The organism is Pseudomonas sp. 910_23 (assembly GCF_052850795.1).
In genome coordinates this window covers 147,878-168,934 of sequence record NZ_VXCZ01000012.1, presented here as the reverse complement: position 1 = coordinate 168,934, position 21,057 = coordinate 147,878, and the positions used below count along the sequence as shown (strand labels likewise).

Genomic DNA, 21,057 nt, shown 5'->3' with positions numbered 1-21,057 from the left:
GGGCCGTGATGCCGAGGTATTTTTTTGCGCCTACCCTGTAGACTTGCGCCACCCATCAGCGCATCAGACGAACACGCCAGAAGGATTGCCCATGTCCCGCACCGATCCCGAGACCACCCTGGAAGCAACTGTCGCCAGCCCTCCGATCAATGCCGAACGCCTGTTGCAGCTGATCACCGACGAATACGAAAGCCTGCCGCGCCAGCTCAAGCGCATCGCCAGTTACATGAGCCAGCAGAGCGACCGGATCATGGTCGATCGCATCAGTGACATCGCCCGTGAATGCGAAGTGCACCCCTCGGCCATCGTGCGGTTTTCCCAGCGTTTCGGCTTCAGCGGTTTCAGCGAAATGCAGGCGCTGTTTCGCGAGGCCTATACCCACAAGACCACGCCGGTCCAGAACTACCAGCAGCGCATTCGCAGCATGATCGCCAACAAATCGCAGAAAGCCAGCGGCGGCGACCTGGCGCGTGAGTGTGTCAACGCCACCCTGTCCGGGATCGAGCGCCTGGGCCTGGAGCTGGACGATACCGCCTTCGAAAAAGCCGTGGACCTGGTGGTCAATGCCGACAACATCTACGTGGTCGGTGTGCGCCGTTCCTTTGCCGTGGCCGACTACCTGGTCTACAACCTGCAGCACACCAACAAGCGCATCCACCTGATCTCGGGGCTAGGCGGCAGTTATCGCGAGCAGATGCGCAGCGTGCGCGCCAATGACCTGGTGATCGCCATCAGTTTTACGCCCTACGGCAAAGAGACCCAGCACTGCCTGCGCATTGCCCAGCATCACCAGGCCAAGACCTTGATCATCACCGACAGCAACCTGTCGCCGCTGGCAAAGCGCGCGAATGCGGTGCTGTTGGTCAATGAAGGCTCATCGTTTGCCTTTCGCTCGCTGAGCGCCACCTTGTGCCTGTGCCAGGCGTTGTTTATTGCGGTGGCCTATCGGTTGGAATTGAAGGTGGATGAAATTCATGAGCAGGTCGGGTTCGACGACTGACGCGCTCCTACAGCAATTGCGCCAGAGCCCGGCCGTGGAAGCGGATCTGCGCGAGGGTCAATGCGGTGTAGCCGACAATCACGGCGGGCGGCAACGTTACATCGACACAAAACTTGCCCAGTGGCTGCAAACTCAGCCCGGCGTCGGCGGCGCGGGCGCAGAAATCCGCCTCTGGCCCCCCTGCCGGTAACCACAGCACAAAATGCAGCCCGGCCTGCTCGCCAGTGACCGTGACGTCCGTCGGGAGGCAGGCAAGCAAGGCATCACGCCGCGCCTGATAGGCCTGACGCGAAGCGCGCAAATGCCGCACAAACGCACCGCTGCCAAGAAAGTCCACCAGGCCCGACTGATCGCTGGCGCCCACCGAATGCCCGGTCAGTTGCAAGGTGCGCAGCAGTGACGGACGCAGGGTTTTGGGCACCACCATGAAACCGACTCGCAACCCTGGAAACAGGTTCTTGTTGAAGCTGCCGCAGTAGAGCACGCGGTCGTTCGCATCCAGGGACTTGAGCGCGGCCAAAGGTGCGCTGTTGTAGTTGTACTCGCTGTCGTAGTCGTCTTCGACCACCCAGGCATCGGCTCGACTTGCCCAGTCCAGCAGCGCCAGACGGTGCGACACCGACAGGGTCACGCCCAGCGGGGCCTGGTGCGCGGGGGTGACATACACCAGTCGTGCGTGGGCAGGCAACTGAGCGGTATCGAGCCCTTCGGCGGTGACCGGGATCGACTGCACCTGTGCGCCGGCCAGCTTGAACAGACGCCGCGCCGGGGTGTAGCCGGGGTCCTCGACGCAGGCCAGGTCACCCGGTTGGAGCAGCGTGCGGGCGATCAGGTCAAGGCCATGACGAATACCCGTGGTGACAATCACTTCATCCGCCTCGCAGTGCATGCCGCGATAACTGCGCAAGTAATCCGCAATGTGCTCACGCAGGGCCGGCAGCCCACCAGGATGCGCGGCCTCCAGTACACCAGGGCCTGCGGCCAACAACCCACGGGCGACGCAACGCGCCCAGGCTTTCAGGTCGAACAGGCCGGCATCCGGGCGCCGTGCGACAAAGGGCACATGGCTCTGTACCCCGGCGTGGGGTGGGTCGGGGTCAACCGGGCGGCGCAGCATTTGTTTTGACGCCGGGGCCGCAATGAACTGCTCGGGAATCACCGCGCGCACCCGCGTGCCAGAGCCCGCCACGCGCTGCACATAGCCTTCGCTGTGCAAGCGGTCGAACACGGCCTCAAGGGTGCCGCGCGAAACCTGCCAGCGCTCGGCCAGGCTACGGGTCGATGGCAAACGGCTGTCGGCCGGCAACTGCCGAGTCAGGATCGCCCCCCGCAAAGCCTCATAGGCGCCCTGCTGTTTACCCTCGCCCAAGTTGTCCGGGCGCGGCAAGTCAAGGTTGGAGGCGGCTTTTCCTCGGCTCATAGTGGTCCAGTCCTTCCATGCACAAGTGGTTCTGCGGATTAAACCACAACGCCGCTAGAGTCCGGGCTCTACCCCTCGCGAAGTAACCACCCATGACGCAACGCATTCTCGCTCCCTGGTTCTGGCTAACGCTGCTGACGGTCCTGGTGGGCTTGCCGCGCCTCACCCTGGACCTGCACTTGCCCGCCCTGCCCGCTATGGCCGACTACTTCCAGACCTCCGATAGCCAACTGCAGCTGGTACTGACGCTCTACACCCTCGGATCGGCGATTTCCTTGCTGGTCAGCGGCCCGCTTACCGACCGCTTCGGCCGGCGTCCGGTGTTGCTGGCCGGGTTGACGATGTATGTACTGGCAACCCTCACCTGCGCACTGGCCGACAGCCTGAGGGTATTGATCATTGCGCGGCTGTTCCAGGCCCTCGGCGGGTGTTGCACCACGGTAATAGGCCGGGTGATCGTGCGCGACTATTTTGCCCCACAGGAGCAGGCGCGCTTGCTGGGGTTGATCTCCATGGCAATGGCGGTCTCGCCCATGGCCGCGCCGGTGCTTGGCAGCGTGCTGTTGCCCCTCTTGGGTTGGCGGGGTTTGTTTGTTTTGCTGGCGGTGATTGGCAGCCTGTTGTGCCTGGTGGTCCAGCGCCGCCTGCCGGAAACCCGTCCGCCACAAGTGGCCGCCGCGCCACCCACCCACTTGCTGAGCATCTACGGCCAGCTGCTGCGCGACCGCTATTTCCTGCGTTATGCCTTGGCGATCGGCTGCGTGTACAGCACCTATTTTCCGTTTATCAGCGAGTCTTCGGCGTTGCTGCAACGCGGCTTTGATTTATCGCCGAGCGCCTACGCCCTGGTATTTGCCGCAACGATCAGTGGCTATATGTTCGGCGCCAACCTGTTCCGCCGCCTGGTAGCGCGGTTCGAGGCAGACCGCTTGATCAGCTTCGCCATCGGCCTGAATGTGCTGGGCAGCGTACTGCTTGCGACGGCCACGACACTGCTGGCGCAGGATTGGCTGGCGATTGTGTTGCCGATGGTGGTGATCATGGTGTCGGTGGGGCTGACGATGCCCGCCTGCCAGTTGTCGGTGTTGCAGCCCTACGGCGCGATTGCCGGTACGGCGTCGGGGTTGTTCTTTTTTATTCAGATGTTTGTGACGGCTGTGAGCAGTTGGGCCACCGGGCTGCTATCGGATGGCACTGCACAACCGTTGGTAATCATGACATCGCTGGCCAGCACCTTGCTGGTCATCAGTTGGCTGACGTTGCGCAAAGCGAAAAGTGGGAAGGAGCAAAGCCCTTCCCACCCTTTACCGAGCCAGGCCCGGGTTTAGTGCATGAAGATCGCGATCAGAATGATCACCGGAATCGGCACGCCGAGGAACCACAGCAGTAATGAGCGCATGATGCTTTCCTTAAATGAATGGGCCTTGAATTAACGAACGTAGTTTTCGGTTTCGACGTACACCACGGCATCCCGGCGGCGACCGCCGAAGGTGGCAGCGAAGCTGGCGAAGAATGCACCGATCAACAGCGCCACGAAGGTCCACAGCGAGGTATAGGCAGCCACTTTCGCGGCGGTCTCGGCGGCCTGCTTGGCTTTGAGCTTGGCGTCTTCGATGGCTTTACGGGCATCGCCGTACACTTTATCGATACGCGCTTCGGCATCCGCCTGGCTGAGGTTGGTACGCTGGGTGATCAACTGGGCCAGGTAGGCACGGTCTTCGGCGGCCAGTTGACCGTCATTGCTCAGGGTCCGGGCGAAGATACGGCCGACCACGGCATGGGCCGCATCGTCGCTGACCGCGGCTGGGCGGTCATCGCGGAACAGGCTGTCGACGTAGTAGCCGAAGTCGCCGCTGTCGGCACCTTTGGCTGCGCTGCCGGCTGCTTGGGTCAAGCCACTGGCGGCGCCCGACGCAACGCTGGCACCGGCTTTCACACCACCACTGACGACACTGCTGACCGAACCGACCACCAGCATTGCCGTGATCAATGTGGCCACGGCCCACGCCAGGAAACCATGGGCGGTATCGCGAAAGTACACTTCATCGCCATGCATGTTGGCCCACTTCACCCGCAAGCGGCCGGCGATGTAGCCACCCAGGCCCGAAGCGACGATCTGGGTAAAGGCCAGCCAGACAATCGTGGTAATGCCAAGGCCCTTGGCACTGATACCGCTATCGGCCCACGGCGACACCGCCGAAAAGCCCAGGCCGAAGCCCAGCAGCACCAGAATCAGTGACAGCGCAGCCGCCGCAGCGGCCCCGGCGAAGATCGCCCCCCAGGAAACCCCGGAGAGCGTGCTTGACTCTTGCAGCGCGGATGAGGATGTGATCATTGTTGTTTTGCTCCAGGCATGAAAAATAGTGTTACAAGTCTCAAAAGGGACAGTGCAGGCACCATGCCAGTCGGCAAATAATTTAAATTCCTTGTATTTCAATAAGTTAATTAAATTGAACTTACTAAAGTCATGCAAGTTGCAAGAAACGGCCGTTAAGGGCGGGCGATATGCATTCATGTGGGAGGGGGCTTGCTCCCGATAGCACTGTGTCAGTCAACAAACTCTTGCCTGAGACACCGCTATCGGGAGCAAGCCCCCTCCCACATCGATTCGTGCCAGTCATGAACAGGTGGCAGTTTTGCCAAGATGAAGTTTTATTTAGGAAACATTCAGCAACTTCTTGGCAAAATGACGTCCACTTCTAGTGTGAACGCTCACCAGGTAATCCTATGACCCGCATTTTGACCATCGAGGATGACGCCGTAACGGCCCGCGAGATCGTCGCCGAGCTGAGTAGCCATGGACTGGACGTAGACTGGGTAGACAACGGCCGCGAGGGCCTGGTCCGCGCCGTAAGCGGCGATTACGACCTGATCACCCTCGACCGCATGTTGCCCGAACTGGATGGCCTGGCCATCGTTACCACCTTGCGCACGATTGGCGTATCGACGCCGATCCTGATGATCAGCGCCCTCTCCGATGTCGACGAGCGTGTACGTGGCCTGCGTGCCGGCGGTGATGACTATCTGACCAAGCCGTTCGCCTCCGACGAAATGGCCGCCCGTGTCGAAGTGCTGCTGCGGCGCAAAAGCACGGTCAAGGAGTTCGAAACCGCCCTGCGCGTGGCAGACCTGGAATTGAACCTGATCAGCCGCGAAGCCAGCCGCGCCGAGCAGCCGCTGACCCTGTTGCCCACCGAATACAAACTGCTGGAATTCCTGATGCGCAACACCGGGCAGATCCTGTCGCGGATGATGATTTTCGAGGAAGTCTGGGGTTATCACTTTGACCCGGGCACCAACCTGATCGATGTGCACATCGGTCGCCTGCGCAAGAAAATCGATCCCCCGGGCCTCACGCCGCTGATCCGCACGGTACGAGGTTCCGGGTATGTCATTGCTGAACCCCTCTAAGGGCTGGCGCTCTTCCAGCAGCCGCCTGCTGGCGCTGTACAGCTCGTTGTTCGTGGCGTGGAGTTGCATCCTCATGGGGGTGCTGTATTACGAGGTGTCGGGCTACCTCAGCGACCTCTCGCGCCATTCTCTTCTGCAACGCCAGCACTTGTTCCAGCGCTTCGACGGCGAAGCCCTGGTGGAAGCGCTGACCACCAGCATGACCTTCGACATGAAGGGCGTCGATGCTTATGGCTTGTTCGATGAGCAGTTTCGGCCCTTGAGCGGGCCGATCCGCACGGTACCGGCGGACCTGCCCCTGGATGGCAAGATCCACACCCTGGCCAATTGCGTCGAATCCGATGACCCCAAGCTGCCCAAGGACAGCTGCGACGCCGTGGCCACCCACACCGACGACGGGCGCTGGCTGGTGCTGGTGCGCGCCAACGGTTCGTTGTTCGGTGTGACGCGGATCATCTGGCATGCCCTGCTGTGGGCGCTGTCGTTGACCATCATCCCCGGCGCTGCGGGCTGGCACCTGCTGCGCCGGCGTCCGTTGCGGCGCATCCGCGGGATCCAGGCCAGCGCCGAAGCCATCGTCGCCGGCGACCTGACGCACCGCTTGCCGCTGTCCAATCGGCGCGACGAACTGGACATGCTCGCAGCCATCGTCAACGCCATGCTCGAACGCATCGAGAAACTGATGAACGAGGTCAAGGGCGTGTGCGACGCCATCGCCCATGACCTGCGTACCCCCCTCACCCGCCTGCGCGCACAGCTTTACCGCATCAAGCAGCAAGCCGAGGAAGACTCCGCCCACGCAGTGAAACTCGATGACGCCATTGCCGAAACCGACACGCTGATGGCGCGCTTTCGCGGGCTGCTGCGCATTTCCGAACTGGAAGATCACCAGCGCAGGTCAGGCTTCCTGGTGCTGGACCCGCTGCCGTTGCTGCGCGAATTGCATGACTTTTATCTGCCCCTGGCGGAGGAAGGTGAAATGGAGTTGGTATTGCAGGCTCCCGAATCACTGCCGTGGGTAACGGGCGACCGCGCCCTGTTGTTTGAAGCCTTGGCCAACCTGTTGAGCAATTCGATCAAGTTCACTCCGCCCAATGGCAAGGTCATCCTGCGAGCGATCAATGATATGGGCAGTACGCGCATTGAAGTGCTCGACTCGGGGCCCGGAATTCCGGCGGCTGAACGCGCATCGGTGTTCCAGCGCTTTTATCGGGTGGATGAAAACGATCAGCAAGGTGGCTTTGGTCTGGGGCTGTCGATTGTGGCGGCGATCATCAACCTGCATGGCTTCAAGCTCGACGTCGGTACCAGTGAGCTGGGCGGCGCCCGACTGGTGCTGGAATGTCGCCAGCAGTTGATACCTGAATAGGTCAGATGGGGTCATGAAGACCCCTGCCACATTGTGCCTAGAGCACACTTCCCATGGCTTTGATCAACACCGGATCAAGCGCATAGATATCCGGCGCATAGACCAGGCTCCCCTGGCGATCCACTTCCACCGTCCAATACCCCAACAGCACCGGCACCGGGGTGGCCAGTCTGAATTCATGGGTCAAGCCGGTGGCCAACAGTTCATCGGTACGGGTGCGTTCGGCCGGGGTCACCAGCAGGTCACGCAGCAGCAGCGGTTGCTCGACCCTCACACACCCCGAACTGAACGCCCTTGGCCCCTTGGTAAACAGCGGCTGGCTGGGCGTGTCGTGCAGGTACACCGAGAACGGGTTGGGGAAGCGCATCACGATCTTGCCCAGCGGGTTGCGCGGGCCAGCCTGTTGGCGCAGCAGGATATTACCAGGGCGCGCCCAATCAACCTGCTCGGGGGTCAGCGGATGACCTTCGGCGTCGAGTACTTGCAGGTTTTGCTGGCGCAGGTACTCGGGGTTGAGGCGGATAGCCGGGAGTTTGTCCTCGCGCATGATGGTCGGCGGGATGGTCCAGGTGGGGTTGAGGGTCAGCCGCGTGATGCGCGACTTGAGCAGCGGTGTCTGGCGTTCGGCGCGGCCCACTTGCAGGCGGGTTTGCCACACCGGGATGCCGCTCTGGTACACGCTCAATTGCGCGGCGGCCACATTGACCACTACGCCTTCAGGCTCAAGGTCCTGGGCCAGCCAGCGGAAACGCTCCAGGTTGATGCGCAGTTGCTCGCGGCGTACCGCCGGGCTGATATTGAGTTCGGCCACGGTGCCGGCGCCGATCACGCCATCGGCTTGCAACGAGTGGCTGAGCTGGAACGCCTTCGCCGCCTTGACCAGGTCGCCCTGATATTGCTTGCCGTTGGGCAACTTGGCCAGATAGCCGCCACTGTGCAGGCGTCGCGCCAGCTCCGGCACGCGCGGGTCTTCCATGCCCGGGCGTAACAACGGGCCACTGCCCACCGCGTCCCAGTGCGGTAAAGGCTGCTGGCGCAGGCTGGAATAGACGTTGCGCAGGCTGCGGTACAAGTCTGCACTTGGGCGTGCCTGGTCAAACGCTTTGGCCATGTCCTGCAAGCCGGTGGCGGCAAATGCCAATACTACGGTGTTCGGGTCCGTCGCAGGCGGTTGCGAATGCCAGAGCGGCTCATAGCGCGATTGCAGCAGGCGCCCGTAATGCAAATCGTGCAGGGCTTGCAGGTATTGCTGGCTGGTCGCGATATCGCTGCACAGCACGTTGGCCGTGGCATCTACCGCAGGCAAGCTATAGTGGGTGGGGTCCAGGCCGTCGTCGGCCAGCATCAGTAACTGAGTTTGCAAGGCTTGCCGGGGCTCGTCGGCCGACCATAACGGTGCATTGCCTTGCTGCTGGTAAAAGGCTTGCAGGCGCACTTGGGCGGTGGCATCGACCCGCGAGACCAGGTGGGGGCAGACGCTGGGCAGTTGCGCCAGCGCCTGCTGTACCGGCGCCAGGTCGACGGGCGCAGGCGTGGTCACAGGCAGCGGCTCAGGCGCCAGCGCATCGGCTGTCGCGACCAATGGTGCAACGAGCAGGCAAATGCTCAAGTAACATGCGTGTTTTTTGAACAATTGACTTAGCTCCACTCCACAGCGGGGGAATCGACTGTAGATGCTGACTTTTATGCGCCACCTCGGCTTGATCATCGGGGGCCTGGCTTTACTGAGCAATTTTGCGCTCGCGGCCACTGGCACCCCACCTTCCTTGTATAGCAGCCTGGCGCGCTCGGCTCCAGAACTCAATCCCACTGTACTCAAAAGCGCCCTGAGCGCGGTGCAGTGCGCTGTCAATAACGGCGAAGAACGTTCCGATCGCCTAGCGGTTATTGACTACTCCCAGCCCTCGACCGCCCGTCGGCTGTGGATCTTCGATTTGCGCAAACAGACCCTGCTGCTGCGTGACCTGGTGGCGCATGGCGCCAAGTCCGGGGAAAACTTCGCCACCCAGTTCTCCAATCTCGAAGGCAGCCATCAATCCAGCCTGGGCTTGTTCCGCACCCAGGAAAGCTACCTCGGCGCTCATGGCTACTCGCTGCGCATGGATGGCCTGGAGCCCGGCTTCAATGACCTGGCGCGCGACCGCGCCATCGTGATCCATGCCGCCGACTACGTCAGCCCGTTGTGGAGCAAGCGCGAAGGCCGCATCGGCCGCAGCCAGGGCTGCCCGGCAGTACGCCCGCAGGTCGCCCGTCAAGTGGTAGACAAGCTCAAGGATGGGCAGTTCATGTTTTCCTGGTACCCCGACCAGCGCTGGTTGAAGTCCTCGACGTACCTCAATTGCAAGCCCCAACAGGTAGCGAGTAGTCGTACAATCCGTGGCGGATAGCCTGTCCCCACAGATAAAAGAGAGCCTCGCATGCTTCTACACACCAGCACCTGGATCGAAATCGGGCAGTTCCTGGAACGCAGCCGCACGGTCGTGATCCCCATCGGCTCCAACGAACAACACGGCCCCACGGGCCTGCTGGGCACCGACTGGATGTGCCCGGAGATCATCGCCCATGAGGCGCAAAAAAACGCCGACATTCTGATCGGCCCTACTTTCAATATCGGCATGGCCCAGCACCACCTGGGGTTTCCCGGCACCATCTCGTTGCGCCCTTCCACCTTTATCGCCGCGATTGGCGATTGGGTGCGTTCGCTGGCCGGGCATGGCTTCGAGAAAATCCTGTTCCTGAACGGCCACGGCGGCAATATCGCCACGATCGAAGCGGCGTTTTCCGAGCTGTACGCCGAAGCCAGCTTCGCCCGCCGCCCGGCCGGGTTTGCGCTGAAGCTGGTGAACTGGTGGGACCTGGAAGGCGTCACCGACCTGGCCCAGCGCCAGTTCCCGGTCGGCCACGGCAGCCACGCCACACCGTCGGAGATTGCGGTGACGCAGTGGGCTTACCCGCAGTCGATCAAGTCTGCCGATTACTCACCGCAAATTGCCAACACCGGGCCGATCCGCGAGGCGCTGGACTTTCGCGCGCGCTTCCCCGATGGCCGCATGGGTTCGGACCCTGCGCTGGCGACGGTGGAGAAAGGCGGTGAGTTGGTGGCGTTGGCGGCGCTGGGGCTGATCAAGACCGTGAGCAGTTTCAGCAACGAAGCCAAACCCTGAGCCGAGTGTTGGTCCAAATGTGGGAGGGGGCTTGCTCCCGATAGCAGTGTGTCAGTCAGCTCATCTGTAGCTGACCCACCGCCATCGGGAGCAAGCCCCCTCCCACATTTTGAAATGCATTGCCTTTCAGAACGGGCTTACTTGCAGTCCTGGGCCGCCTGCTCAAGCCGCGACGGTTTGATCGCCGAGGCCAGCGGTTTGCGCTCATACAGGAACACCTTGGTGCCGTCCTGGGACTTATAGGCTTCCAGCACATCATCAGCAGCAATCTTGCTGGTCAACAGCACCTTGGCGTGACGCGAATTCTGCGTCACGGTCGAGGTGATGCCGTGTTTTTCCAGCTTGGGCAATACGCATTGCACATAGCCTTCTGGGGTCTTGTCGGTTTGCAGGGTCAGCGATGGGGCATTGGGAGCCGTGATACAACCGGTTAGCAACGAGGCTGCAAAAGCCAGGGCCGGAGCGAAAAAAGAGCGCATACAGATTCCTGAAAATAACCAATAGGGTTCACATCCACTCGCGAATCAACCTGCGCGAACCAGGGCCTTGAGCGACACATCGAACTGCTTCAGGGCATCTTGCTGTACATCTCGCTGTTGCTCGATCAGCGCGGCAATCTGCGGCGCCGCCTTGCCGTGCACCCACACTGACGGCACTTGCCTGTCCACCGAACCTTCGGCCTTGGCGATGTATTGCAGGTTCGCGTCATAGAAGCGTGCTGCAAAGCGTGCCTCGACCCGGTCGTTACGCTGGGTCAGCAATTGGTTATGGGTATCGAGCACCACCACCACATCCGGATGCGCCTGCACCATGTCATCCAGGCTGCCATAGACCGTCACCGAGAAAAAAGCGCCCTGCAGCGAGTTCATCAACCAGTCGATGGCCAGCTCGGGATCGGAGCTGTTGACGAACGCCTGGCGAATCCGCCCATCCAGAGCATCCTTGGCGCCGTTAAGTGCCATGGCATGGTAGCGCTCAAGGTAGATGAGGTTGTCGCGGGTATTTTCGCTGAACAACACCCCTACCCTCTGGGTGCGTTGCAGGGATTCTACGCTAGCGGCCAGCGGCAGCAAATGGCCTGTACGCAGCTCATCGGCAATCGCCGGGGTGGTCATGAGGGTGGTGCCCAACATCAGGGCCATTAAAGCAAGCTGGATAATCGTCCTCATCGCGCATTTCCTTGAGCTGCGTCTGGATGAGCAGATTCTGCGCGCTTGGCGAAAAAACAGAACTTGTGATCCTTGATGGTGACTATCATTTGAACCGATAGTGTCAGGCAGCCCATAAAACCTATAAGGACCCCGCCATGAAGCCCTACCAGAAAACCTTCGACCGTATCCGCGATGCCGTACTGCCGGAATTTCGCGAGCGGGTCGCCGATTACCTGGTCGAGTATGAAGAAGTGCTGCTGGACCCAAGCGCCGACGCCAAACAACGCTCGGCCAGCGCCCAGCAACTGCGTGGTTACCTGCGGGGCTTGAACACCATGCGGGTGCTGGGCATGGCCCACTGGGAGGACCTGGACCGACGTGTCGAGGAAGAGTGGCAGCTAGAGCACAGGCCGTCGCAGGTTGACCCACTCCCGCACTGACGGCCGTTGCCACTGGCGTTGCGCGTACATCACCAGCTCGGCCGGCACGGGGTCGCCGTTGAGGATCAGGCGATTGAGCATCACCGCCAGGTCTACATCGGCGATCGACCACTCGCCAAACAAATGCTCAGGGTTGCCTGCCAGGAGAACCTGCGCCGCGCCGATCAACTTACGCGCAGCAGCCTGAGCCACCGGCGATAGAGGCGGCATCTTCTGCCCGCAAAACACCACCAGCGTCGAGCGTTCCTGGCGAATCGGCAGCAAGTCGCTGCGCAACCATGCCTGAACCTGCCGCGCCCTCGCCCGCTGCTGCAGATCAGCCGGGTAAACGCTGATCTGGGGGTACGCCTGGTCCAGGTACTCAGTGATTGCCGAAGATTCCGACAGCGTAAAATCACCGTGCTCCAGAGTCGGTACCCGTTGGGTCAGGGAGCGCTGGGCGTAATCTGCCGACTGGTTTTGCCCAGCATCCAGGTCAAGGGGGACCGTGGCGAACGTCAGGCCTTTTTCCCGCAGGGCAACGAACACCGACATGGCGTAGGGGCTGGTGAACAGCGAATCAACGTAGAGGCGCAGCGGGGGTTGGCTCATGGGCTATCTCCGAAAATGAAACGCCACGCTACGAGATTCAGGTCGATAAGGACAATGCAGGGTTTTTATGGGGGCATTCCTGGTGGGAATAGCATCAACCAGCGAAACCACCCGCTTTGAGGAACAGGTGCTCCTGCTCGGTGGTGACCCTGCCCAACACCGCATTGCGATGGGGAAAGCGCCCAAACCGCTGGATAATATCGGCATGTTCCCTGGCCCAGTGATAGGTGCTGGCGTCCAACTGCTGGTTAAGCACCAACGAGCGCTGCTGGTCTTGCGGGTCTTCCGAATGCTCAAACGGTAAATAACAGAACGCGCGTAACTGGGGATCGATCTGTTGATCCAACCCGGCATCCACCATCTGCTGCGCATACAGACGCGCCAGCGGGTCGGTGGCGAACATATGCGCAGTGCCGCGAAAGGCGTTGCGCGGGTATTGGTCCAGCAGGATCAATAACGCCAGCGCGCCGTCGGCGCAGGCCAGCCAATCTTCCAGTTCGCGTCGTGCGGCCTGCATATGGGTGGCGTAGAAGGTGTCGCGAAAAACTGTGTCGAAGCCATCGTCCTTGGCGAACCAACGCTTGGGCCCCGCCTGTTTCCAGAATTCGATCACGGCCTCGGCTGATTGCGTCTTCATGCTGATCATCATGCGCCTCGATAAATGTTATAGGATAACGTCAATTATTTGCCCGCTTGTGATTCCCACTTATGACTGACGCTACTACCTTACGCCAACGCCTGCAGTCCATCGATGCCCTGCGCGGCCTGGTGATCCTGTTCATGCTACTGGACCACGTGCGTGAAACCTTCCTGCTGCACCGTCAAGTCAGCGACCCCATGAGCATCGACAGCACCGAGCCTGCGCTGTTTGTCAGCCGCACCCTCGCCCATCTCTGTGCGCCGGTATTTGTGTTGCTCACCGGATTGTCGGCGTGGCTGTACGGCCAGAAGTATCAGGGACGACGCGATGTGTCGGCCTTTCTGTTCAAGCGTGGGCTGTTTCTGGTGGTGCTGGAATTCACCTTGGTCAATTTTGCGTGGACCTTCCAGTTGCCGCCCAGTGTGATCTATATGCAAGTGATCTGGGCCATCGGCGTGAGCATGATCGCCCTCGCAGTACTGGTGTGGTTGCCGCGCCCGCTGCTGATCAGCTTGGCGCTGGTGATCATCGCCGGGCATAACCTGCTCGACGGAGTGCACGTTGCCCAGGATTCGGCGTTGCAGATTGGCTGGTCAATCCTGCATGAGCGCAGCTGGATCGAGGCGTCGGAAGACCTGCGTCTGCGCGTGACTTATCCGGTGCTGCCGTGGATCGGTGTGATCGCCCTGGGTTATGGATTCGGGCCATGGTTTGCCGCTACCGCACTACCGGCTGTGCGTCAGCGTCATTTGCTGATCGCGGGTGTGGCGGCATTAATGGGTTTTGTGCTGCTGCGGGCAGTCAATGGCTACGGCGAGCAGCCTTGGTACGTGTATGACAATGGCGTGCAGACCCTGATGAGCTTCTTCAACATCACCAAGTACCCGCCGTCGCTGTTGTTCCTGGCGTTGACGTTGGGGGTTGGATTGTTGCTCTTGCTGGCATTCGAGCGCGCCGGGCATAAGCGCTGGATTGGCGTGCTGGCGGTGTTTGGCGCAGCGCCGATGTTCTTTTATCTACTGCATCTGTATGTGTTGAAGGTGCTGTATGTCGCCTGTGTGGCGTGGTTTGGGCTCAACCACGGCAACTATTTCGGCTTCGACAGCATCGGGGCGGTGTGGCTGACAGCTTTGGTGTTGCCGCTGGTGCTATACCCGCCGGTACGTTGGTTTGCCGGGCTCAAAGCGCGCCGGCGCGATATCGCCTGGCTCAAGTACCTCTGACCTGACGCGGCTCAAAATGTGGGAGGAGGCTTGCTCCCGACAGCGGTGGATCAGTTCCAATTCCTTGGCTGAACTACCGCTATCGGGGCATAGGTATCTACACAACTTTGTAGCTGTCGACCGTAACCACGATGCGAAGCGAGCCGCTCTTGATCTGCTTTTGATCTTGATCTTAGGCGGCCCCCCAAATCAGTGTCGGATTACGGGCACACCGAGCCTAGGCGAGGTGCCGAGTGGTGGGGCAAGAGCGTTTTTGCTTTTGCGCTTTTCAAAAGTGAGCCGCTGTAAAAGCGGAACCAATATCAGCCGTTACCGCAGGAATGGATATGTACTCGGTATAACTGTGTCGGCTGTCAGGCCGCCATCGGGAGCAAGCCCCCTCCCACATTTAGATCCTGGGGTGTCGGGTAGAGATGCTTCGGCTGTCAGGCCGCCACGGGGGCAAGCCCCCTCCCACACTTGCAGAAAATATCAGGCCAATTCGGCGCGCAGTTGGCGGGCGGCGGTGACCATGTGAATGAGCGCCGCCTCCGTCTCCGGCCAACCGCGGGTCTTCAAGCCGCAATCGGGGTTGACCCACAAACGCTCTGCCGGAATCCGCTTGGCGGCCTTGCGCAGCAAGTTAGCCATCTGCGATACATCCGGCACCCGTGGCGAGTGGATGTCATACACACCAGGGCCGATGTCGTTCGGGTAGTCAAAGGCTTCAAAGGCATCAAGCAACTCCATGTCCGAACGCGACGTTTCGATGGTAATCACGTCGGCATCCATCGCCGCGATCGACTCGATCACATCGTTGAACTCGCTGTAGCACATGTGAGTGTGGATCTGGGTTTCGTCGCGCACACCGCAGGCGCACAGGCGGAACACTTCAGTAGCCCAGTCCAGGTAGTGTTGCCACTGCGCCTGGCGTAACGGCAACCCTTCGCGGAACGCGGCTTCGTCAATCTGCACGATCTTGATGCCGGCGGCTTCCAGGTCCACCACTTCGTCACGAATCGCCAGGGCCAGTTGCCGGGCCTGCACTTCGCGGCTCACATCTTCCCGCGGGAACGACCACATCAGCATCGTTACCGGGCCGGTCAACATGCCCTTCAATACCTTGTCGGTCAGCCCCTGGGCGTAGCGGATCCACTCCACGGTCATGGCTTTCGGTCGGCTCAGGTCACCGAAGATCACTGCCGGCTTCACGCAACGAGAACCGTAGCTCTGCACCCAGCCGAAACGAGTGAACGCGTAGCCATCCAGTTGTTCGGCGAAGTACTCGACCATGTCGTTACGCTCGGCCTCACCGTGCACCAGCACATCCAGGCCGAGGTTTTCCTGCACCTGGACAGCGTGCTTGATCTCGCTGTGCATGGCTTCGACGTATTCAGCTTCGCTCAACTTGCCAGCCTTGTACGACTGGCGCGCCAGGCGGATCGACGCGGTCTGCGGGAACGAACCGATGGTGGTGGTCGGCAACAGTGGCAGGTTCAGGCCGGCGCGCTGCTTCTCGATACGCTGGGCAAACGGCGATTGGCGCTGGCTGTCCTGCTCGGTGATGGCGGCGACGCGGGCTCGTACGGCAGGCTTGTGGATCCGTGTCGATGCCTGGCGAGCAACCTGTACGGCACGGCTTTCAGCCAGGGCGGCAAGTACAGCGGGTGCCTCGGGCTGGTCGACAGCCTGGGCCAGCAGCGCCACTTCTTCACACTTTTGCACGGCAAAGGCCAGCCAGCTTTTCAACTCGGCATCCAACTTGTCTTCACGGCCCAGGTCGACCGGGCTGTGCAGTAACGAGCAGGACGGCGCGACCCACAGGCGATCGCCGAGCTTCTCATGGGCATGCTGCAACGTGGCCAGGGCCTTCTCCAGGTCGCAACGCCACACGTTGCGGCCATTGACCACGCCCAGGGACAACACCTTATAGGCCGGCAAACGATCCAGGATGGTCGGGTACTGTTCCGGTGCTCGCACCAGATCGATGTGCAGGCCATCCACCGGCAAGTTGGCCGCCAGGCCGAGATTTTCTTCCAGGCCACCGAAGTAGGTAGCCACCAGTTTTTTCAGCGGGTCCCGCTGGATCAGGTTATAGGCACGCTCAAACGCGTTCTTCCAGTCCTGCGGTAAGTCGAGCACCAGGATCGGCTCATCAATCTGCACCCACTCAACGCCCAGGTCCGCCAGGCGCTGGAAGATCTGCCCGTACAGCGGCAGCAAGCGCTCAAGCAGATCAAGCTTGTCAAAAGCGTCGCCCTTGGCCTTGCCCAGCCACAGGTAGGTCAGTGGGCCAATGACGACAGGCTTGACGGTGTGGCCCAGGTCACGGGCTTCCTTGACCTCTTCGAACAGTTGATCCCAACCCAGATGGAACTGCTGATCGGCGCTGAACTCCGGCACCAAATAGTGATAGTTGGTATCGAACCACTTGGTCATCTCCTGGGCGTGAGCACCGCCGCAGCAGTTGTCACTGACGCCGCGAGCCATGGCGAACAAGGTGTGCAACGTGGCGTGGCCATCGGCCGGGCGGAAACGCTCGGGGATCACGCCAAACATCAGCGAGTGAGTCAGCACCTGGTCGTACCAGGCGAAATCACCAGCAGGCAGCAGTTCAATACCAGCCTGTTTTTGCAGCGCCCAGTGGGTCTTGCGCAGGTCACGGCCAACGGCGCGCAGGCCGGCTTCGTCGAGCTCGCCTTTCCAGAACGCTTCCTGCGCTTTTTTCAGTTCACGATCGCGTCCAATGCGCGGAAATCCGAGGGAATGAGCGACTGCCATGACGTAAAGCTCCAATGTCGATGTTTATGGCGCTCATTGTCGGCAGTCGGCAATAGTGAGACAAACTCATTTAATTCTAGATCATCACAAGATCCATTCATGTTCGTACGACTGCGCATTGCCCATAACCGCACTGGCAGTTATTACCGTCATCCTAACGAACGGTCACACTCGTTCCGTATGCTTAAACGCGAGCGCGCAATTTCCGCCCGCTAACCTTTCGATCTGCCCCAAGTGCGGGCACAATGCGTGTCCTTTTTTGGCAGGCACCGCCGCAGGCTCTCAAAAATGATCAAAACGCCGTACTACCTCATCGATAAACAGAAGCTTCTGGTCAACATGCAGAAGATTGCCTACGTGCGCGAGCAGTCCGGCGCCAAGGCTCTGCTGGCGCTCAAGTGTTTTGCCACTTGGTCGGTGTTCGACTTGATGCAGCAATACATGGACGGCACCACCTCGTCGTCGCTGTACGAGTTGAAGCTCGGTCGCCAGAAGTTCGAAGGTGAAGCGCACGCCTACAGCGTGGCCTGGGCCGACGATGAAATCGAAGAGATGCTCGAGAACTGCGACAAGATCATCTTCAACTCCATCAGCCAGCTGCAGCGCTTTGCCGAGCGCAGCGAAGGCAAGACCCGTGGCCTGCGCGTAAACCCGCAGGTGAGCAGCTCCGATTACCTGCTGGCCGACCCTGCGCGCCCGTTCAGCCGCCTGGGCGAGTGGGACCCGGTGAAGATCGATGCCGTGATCGATCAGATCTCCGGCTTCATGTTCCACAACAACTGCGAGAACGGCGACTTCAGCCTGTTCGACAAGATGCTCGGCACCATCGAGGAACGCTTCGGTGAGCTGCTGCACAAGGTCAAGTGGGTCAGCCTCGGCGGCGGCATCCATTTCACCGGTGAAGGCTATGCGCTGGACGCGTTCTGCGCGCGCTTGAAGGCGTTTTCCGAGAAGTACGGCGTGCAGGTGTACCTGGAACCCGGCGAAGCAGCGATCACTAATAGCGCCTCCCTGGAAGTCACCGTGCTCGACACCCTCTACAACGGCAAGAACCTCGCCGTGGTAGACAGCTCCATCGAAGCCCACCTGCTGGACCTGCTGATCTATCGCCTCAACGCCAAGCTGGCGCCGAGCGAGGGTGAACATACCTACATGGTGTGCGGCAAATCCTGCCTGGCCGGGGACATCTTCGGCGAGTATCAATTTGATCGTCCGCTGGCCATCGGCGATCGGCTGTCGTTCATCGACACCGCGGGCTACACCATGGTCAAGAAAAATTGGTTCAACGGCCTGAAAATGCCGTCCATCGTAGTGAAACAACTCGACGGTACAGTCGAGGTGGTTCGTGAATTTGGTTACGACGACTACCTGTCCAGCCTTTCCTAAGCTGGCGGATATAGGAGAAATAAAGCAATTGAAAAAGAACGTTCTTATCATTGGTGCAGGAGGTGTCGCCAAGGTGGTGGCCCACAAGTGCGCGCAGCACAACGACGAACTCGGTCGTATTGCTATCGCGTCGCGCAACATCTCCAAATGCCAGGCCATCATCGACAGCGTCAAGGCCAAGGGTAGCCTCAAGGTACCCGCCGATATCCAGGCCTTTGCGCTGAACGCCCTGGACGTGGAAGCGACCAAGGCCCTGATCCGCGAGACCGAGTCGCAGATCGTCATCAACGTAGGTTCCGCGTTCCTCAACATGTCGGTGCTGCGTGCCTGCATCGACACGGGCGTTGCCTACCTCGACACCGCCATCCACGAAGAGCCGGGCAAGGTCTGCGAGACCCCGCCGTGGTACGGCAACTACGAATGGAATCACCTGGAAGAATGCAAACAGAAGAACATCACCGCCATCCTTGGCGTGGGCTTCGACCCGGGTGTCGTCAACGCGTACGCCGCGCTGGCGCAGCAACAGCATTTCGACCGCATTGATTCGATCGACATTCTCGACGTCAATGCCGGCTCCCATGGCAAATACTTCGCCACCAATTTCGATCCGGAAATCAACTTCCGCGAATTCACCGGGCAGGTGTGGAGCTGGCAGAACAGCCAGTGGACCAGCAACACCATGTTCGAAGTCAAACGTACCGACGACCTGCCGGTAGTCGGCTCGCAAAACCTCTACCTCACCGGCCACGATGAAGTGCACTCGCTGTCGAAAAACCTCGACGTGCCCAACGTGCGGTTCTGGATGAGCTTTGGCGAGCACTACATCAACGTGTTCACCGTGCTGAAAAACCTCGGCCTGCTCTCTGAAAAACCGGTCAAGACCGCCGAAGGCCTGGAAGTGGTGCCGTTGAAAGTGGTCAAGGCCGTGCTGCCCGACCCGTCATCCCTTGCCCCGGGCTACACCGGCAAGACCTGCATCGGCGACCTGGTCAAAGGCACCAAAGGCGGCCAACCACGCGAGATGTTCATCTACAACGTGGCCTGCCATGAAGAAGCCTTTGCCGAGACCGACAGCCAGGGCATCTCCTACACCGCAGGCGTACCACCGGTAGCCGCAGCGCTGCTGGTTGCGCGTGGTGAATGGGATGTGAAGCACATGGCCAACGTCGAGGAACTGCCGGCTGAGCCGTTCCTGAAAGCGCTGGACGTGATGGGCTTACCGACTCGGATCAAGGACGAGAACGGTGATCGCGCTTGGGATGCGATTGCCTGAATAGGTGATTGCTGACTGACAAAAAATGCGCCCCCAGGGGCGCATTTTTTGTTTAGGCAAGCACACCACAATCCACGTAAGATAATCGCCAATCCATCTAAGCAACTGTCAATTCTCACAGGTTAAGGGCCGCACAAATTCCACTAGTCTGACTCACTTATCCCCTCACCATGTGCGAAAGGAATCGTCATGAGTCCGCAAAAACAAACCAACGACCTCACGGTACAGCTGGCCTGGCTGCTCTACAGCATTGCCTGCTATCTGATTTTCCTGACCGCGTTTTTATACCTTATAGGCTTCACTGGTAGCGTGCTGGTGCCCAAAGCCATTAACGATGGGCAACCTGTCAACTGGCAGCTCGCAGCGCTGAGTAACGGCCTGCTGATGATTCTGTTCGGTGCCCAGCATAGCTTCATGGCACGTAGAAGCTTCAAGAACACAATGACCACACTCATTCCCCCCGTGGCTGAACGTTCCACCTATGTGCTGCTCAGCAGCCTGGTGCTTGGGTTGATGTTCTGGCTGTGGCACCCCATTCCATACACCGTCTGGGAGGTTGAAGCGGCTTGGGCCAAGGCACTGTTGTCAGGTGTGTTCTGGCTGGGCTGGGGCATGGTGTTGCTGGCAACCTTCCTGATCAGTCACTTCGAGCTGTTCGGGTTAAAACAGGCCGTTGATCATTGGCGAAACACTCGGCAGAAAACGCTGAAATTCAGAACGCCGCTGCTCTACCGGATCGTGCGTCACCCGCTGTACCTGGGATTTTTGATCGCGTTCTGGGCAACGCCGCATATGACAGCAGGCCATCTATTGTTCGCGCTGGGGATGTCGGTTTATGTGTTCATCGGTGCCCGTTTCGAAGAAAGGGATCTGGTGGGGCAGTTTGGTGAGCCCTATCAACGCTATCAGCGTGAGGTGGGCATGATTGTGCCGCAACTCAAAAAGCGGCGCCGCTAGCCTCCTGTGGAGCGAGCTTGCTCGCGAAGATCGCCAACGATAACGCGGGTAGCCCGGATGAGCGCTGGGCCTGTGAGTTTTTCGCGAGCACGCTCGCTCCTACAGTGTGGATGCCGGTTTGGGGGGCTCGGACGTTTCCCACAACTGTTTCAGGTTGTCGCTCGGAACAGCGCTGACTAATCTCTGGACCGTCGCTGCCAATTCAGTGACCGGATTTGACCGTCCGATTAATTGAAGTACTGTCACCCCGAAACCTATTTCAGGCGTTTTTT

The 21,057-nt window shown here is 60.1% G+C and carries 19 protein-coding genes; 11 read left to right on the top strand and 8 right to left on the bottom strand.

Features of this window, described 5'->3' with window-relative positions; translation table 11 throughout:
• The first annotated feature begins 91 nt into the window (after positions 1-91).
• Positions 92-1,000 carry a MurR/RpiR family transcriptional regulator gene (locus tag FW800_RS16405; RefSeq protein WP_446437994.1) on the top strand — a complete coding sequence of 303 codons (909 nt, stop codon included), beginning with the start codon at positions 92-94 and terminating at the stop codon, positions 998-1,000.
• Between the two features lie 7 nt (positions 1,001-1,007).
• Here the strand turns inward: FW800_RS16405 and pdxR are convergent, their stop codons facing one another.
• Positions 1,008-2,420, bottom strand: coding sequence for a MocR-like pyridoxine biosynthesis transcription factor PdxR (gene pdxR / locus FW800_RS16400; protein WP_446437993.1), 1,413 nt, complete (start codon positions 2,418-2,420; stop codon positions 1,008-1,010).
• 92 nt (positions 2,421-2,512) lie between these two features.
• Between pdxR and FW800_RS16395 the strand changes: the two genes are divergently transcribed.
• Positions 2,513-3,748 (top strand): multidrug effflux MFS transporter, encoded by a 1,236-nt coding sequence (locus FW800_RS16395; RefSeq protein ID WP_446437992.1) that lies wholly within the window; start codon positions 2,513-2,515, stop codon positions 3,746-3,748.
• Between the two features lie 101 nt (positions 3,749-3,849).
• Here the strand turns inward: FW800_RS16395 and FW800_RS16390 are convergent, their stop codons facing one another.
• The gene (locus tag FW800_RS16390; RefSeq protein ID WP_446437991.1) at positions 3,850-4,755 is read right to left on the bottom strand and encodes a hypothetical protein; all 906 of its coding nucleotides are present in this window, start codon (positions 4,753-4,755) and stop codon (positions 3,850-3,852) included.
• A 392-nt stretch (positions 4,756-5,147) separates the two neighbouring features.
• On the opposite strand from FW800_RS16390, the gene FW800_RS16385 reads away from it, so the two are divergent.
• Both FW800_RS16385 and FW800_RS16380 read left to right on the top strand, forming a co-directional pair.
• Positions 5,148-5,831, top strand: coding sequence for a response regulator transcription factor (locus FW800_RS16385; protein WP_005787712.1), 684 nt, complete (start codon positions 5,148-5,150; stop codon positions 5,829-5,831).
• Entirely contained in the window at positions 5,809-7,200 is a 1,392-nt protein-coding gene (locus FW800_RS16380) for a sensor histidine kinase (protein WP_446437990.1), read from the top strand. The genes FW800_RS16385 and FW800_RS16380 overlap by 23 nt, the downstream gene beginning before the upstream one ends.
• Positions 7,201-7,237: 37 nt before the next feature.
• Here the strand turns inward: FW800_RS16380 and FW800_RS16375 are convergent, their stop codons facing one another.
• Complete coding sequence (locus FW800_RS16375; RefSeq protein WP_446437989.1) at positions 7,238-8,833, bottom strand: L,D-transpeptidase family protein; 1,596 nt, start codon at positions 8,831-8,833, stop codon at positions 7,238-7,240.
• A gap of 40 nt (positions 8,834-8,873) precedes the next feature.
• On the opposite strand from FW800_RS16375, the gene FW800_RS16370 reads away from it, so the two are divergent.
• Both FW800_RS16370 and FW800_RS16365 read left to right on the top strand, forming a co-directional pair.
• Complete coding sequence (locus tag FW800_RS16370) at positions 8,874-9,587, top strand: murein L,D-transpeptidase catalytic domain family protein (RefSeq protein WP_446437988.1); 714 nt, start codon at positions 8,874-8,876, stop codon at positions 9,585-9,587.
• Positions 9,588-9,617: 30 nt separating this feature from the next.
• Positions 9,618-10,364 carry a creatininase family protein gene (locus FW800_RS16365; protein WP_032876212.1) on the top strand — a complete coding sequence of 249 codons (747 nt, stop codon included), beginning with the start codon at positions 9,618-9,620 and terminating at the stop codon, positions 10,362-10,364.
• A 137-nt stretch (positions 10,365-10,501) separates the two neighbouring features.
• Here FW800_RS16365 and FW800_RS16360 read toward each other — a convergent pair whose 3' ends face one another.
• On the bottom strand, positions 10,502-10,843 hold the full coding sequence (locus FW800_RS16360) for a hypothetical protein (protein WP_032876214.1): 342 nt from the start codon (positions 10,841-10,843) through the stop codon (positions 10,502-10,504).
• Positions 10,844-10,888: 45 nt separating this feature from the next.
• Positions 10,889-11,533 carry an ATPase gene (locus FW800_RS16355; RefSeq protein WP_446437987.1) on the bottom strand — a complete coding sequence of 215 codons (645 nt, stop codon included), beginning with the start codon at positions 11,531-11,533 and terminating at the stop codon, positions 10,889-10,891.
• A gap of 137 nt (positions 11,534-11,670) precedes the next feature.
• Here FW800_RS16355 and FW800_RS16350 point away from each other — a divergent pair, with 137 nt between their 5' ends.
• Positions 11,671-11,955, top strand: a complete 285-nt coding sequence (locus tag FW800_RS16350) for a hypothetical protein (protein ID WP_032876218.1) — start codon at positions 11,671-11,673, stop codon at positions 11,953-11,955.
• Here FW800_RS16350 and yfcF read toward each other — a convergent pair.
• Both yfcF and FW800_RS16340 read right to left on the bottom strand, forming a co-directional pair.
• Positions 11,914-12,546, bottom strand: coding sequence for a glutathione transferase (gene yfcF, locus FW800_RS16345; RefSeq protein ID WP_446437986.1), 633 nt, complete (start codon positions 12,544-12,546; stop codon positions 11,914-11,916). The genes FW800_RS16350 and yfcF overlap by 42 nt on opposite strands.
• A gap of 94 nt (positions 12,547-12,640) precedes the next feature.
• The gene (locus FW800_RS16340; RefSeq protein ID WP_446437985.1) at positions 12,641-13,183 is read right to left on the bottom strand and encodes a DUF924 family protein; all 543 of its coding nucleotides are present in this window, start codon (positions 13,181-13,183) and stop codon (positions 12,641-12,643) included.
• A 71-nt stretch (positions 13,184-13,254) separates the two neighbouring features.
• Here FW800_RS16340 and FW800_RS16335 point away from each other — a divergent pair, with 71 nt between their 5' ends.
• Positions 13,255-14,409, top strand: coding sequence for a DUF1624 domain-containing protein (locus FW800_RS16335; RefSeq protein WP_446437984.1), 1,155 nt, complete (start codon positions 13,255-13,257; stop codon positions 14,407-14,409).
• A 471-nt stretch (positions 14,410-14,880) separates the two neighbouring features.
• Here the strand turns inward: FW800_RS16335 and metE are convergent, their stop codons facing one another.
• Complete coding sequence (metE, locus tag FW800_RS16330; RefSeq protein ID WP_446437983.1) at positions 14,881-17,169, bottom strand: 5-methyltetrahydropteroyltriglutamate--homocysteine S-methyltransferase; 2,289 nt, start codon at positions 17,167-17,169, stop codon at positions 14,881-14,883.
• A gap of 288 nt (positions 17,170-17,457) precedes the next feature.
• Here metE and FW800_RS16325 point away from each other — a divergent pair, with 288 nt between their 5' ends.
• The 3 genes from FW800_RS16325 to mddA all read left to right on the top strand — a co-directional run bounded on the left by FW800_RS16325 (position 17,458) and on the right by mddA (position 20,785).
• Positions 17,458-18,555: a carboxynorspermidine decarboxylase gene (locus FW800_RS16325; RefSeq protein ID WP_103734394.1), complete on the top strand. Its 1,098-nt coding sequence runs from the start codon at positions 17,458-17,460 to the stop codon at positions 18,553-18,555.
• Positions 18,556-18,583: 28 nt separating this feature from the next.
• Positions 18,584-19,828 (top strand): saccharopine dehydrogenase family protein, encoded by a 1,245-nt coding sequence (locus tag FW800_RS16320; RefSeq protein ID WP_032876231.1) that lies wholly within the window; start codon positions 18,584-18,586, stop codon positions 19,826-19,828.
• Between the two features lie 189 nt (positions 19,829-20,017).
• Positions 20,018-20,785, top strand: coding sequence for a methanethiol S-methyltransferase (gene mddA, locus FW800_RS16315; protein ID WP_446437982.1), 768 nt, complete (start codon positions 20,018-20,020; stop codon positions 20,783-20,785).
• Positions 20,786-21,057 lie beyond the last annotated feature (272 nt).

Excerpts from the sequence above, each read along its gene's own strand:
- FW800_RS16350 (WP_032876218.1), top strand. The coding sequence starts at position 11,671 with ATGAAGCCCTACCAGAAAACCTTCGACCGTATCCGCGATGCCGTACTG.
- FW800_RS16365 (WP_032876212.1), top strand. The coding sequence starts at position 9,618 with ATGCTTCTACACACCAGCACCTGGATCGAAATCGGGCAGTTCCTGGAA.
- FW800_RS16390 (WP_446437991.1), bottom strand. The coding sequence starts at position 4,755 with ATGATCACATCCTCATCCGCGCTGCAAGAGTCAAGCACGCTCTCCGGG.
- FW800_RS16385 (WP_005787712.1), top strand. The coding sequence starts at position 5,148 with ATGACCCGCATTTTGACCATCGAGGATGACGCCGTAACGGCCCGCGAG.
- FW800_RS16355 (WP_446437987.1), bottom strand. The coding sequence starts at position 11,533 with ATGAGGACGATTATCCAGCTTGCTTTAATGGCCCTGATGTTGGGCACC.
- metE (WP_446437983.1), bottom strand. The coding sequence starts at position 17,169 with ATGGCAGTCGCTCATTCCCTCGGATTTCCGCGCATTGGACGCGATCGT.
- FW800_RS16405 (WP_446437994.1), top strand. The coding sequence starts at position 92 with ATGTCCCGCACCGATCCCGAGACCACCCTGGAAGCAACTGTCGCCAGC.
- FW800_RS16325 (WP_103734394.1), top strand. The coding sequence starts at position 17,458 with ATGATCAAAACGCCGTACTACCTCATCGATAAACAGAAGCTTCTGGTC.
- yfcF (WP_446437986.1), bottom strand. The coding sequence starts at position 12,546 with ATGAGCCAACCCCCGCTGCGCCTCTACGTTGATTCGCTGTTCACCAGC.
- pdxR (WP_446437993.1), bottom strand. The coding sequence starts at position 2,420 with ATGAGCCGAGGAAAAGCCGCCTCCAACCTTGACTTGCCGCGCCCGGAC.
- mddA (WP_446437982.1), top strand. The coding sequence starts at position 20,018 with ATGAGTCCGCAAAAACAAACCAACGACCTCACGGTACAGCTGGCCTGG.
- FW800_RS16370 (WP_446437988.1), top strand. The coding sequence starts at position 8,874 with ATGCTGACTTTTATGCGCCACCTCGGCTTGATCATCGGGGGCCTGGCT.
- FW800_RS16360 (WP_032876214.1), bottom strand. The coding sequence starts at position 10,843 with ATGCGCTCTTTTTTCGCTCCGGCCCTGGCTTTTGCAGCCTCGTTGCTA.
- FW800_RS16395 (WP_446437992.1), top strand. The coding sequence starts at position 2,513 with ATGACGCAACGCATTCTCGCTCCCTGGTTCTGGCTAACGCTGCTGACG.
- FW800_RS16335 (WP_446437984.1), top strand. The coding sequence starts at position 13,255 with ATGACTGACGCTACTACCTTACGCCAACGCCTGCAGTCCATCGATGCC.
- FW800_RS16380 (WP_446437990.1), top strand. The coding sequence starts at position 5,809 with ATGTCATTGCTGAACCCCTCTAAGGGCTGGCGCTCTTCCAGCAGCCGC.
- FW800_RS16340 (WP_446437985.1), bottom strand. The coding sequence starts at position 13,183 with ATGAAGACGCAATCAGCCGAGGCCGTGATCGAATTCTGGAAACAGGCG.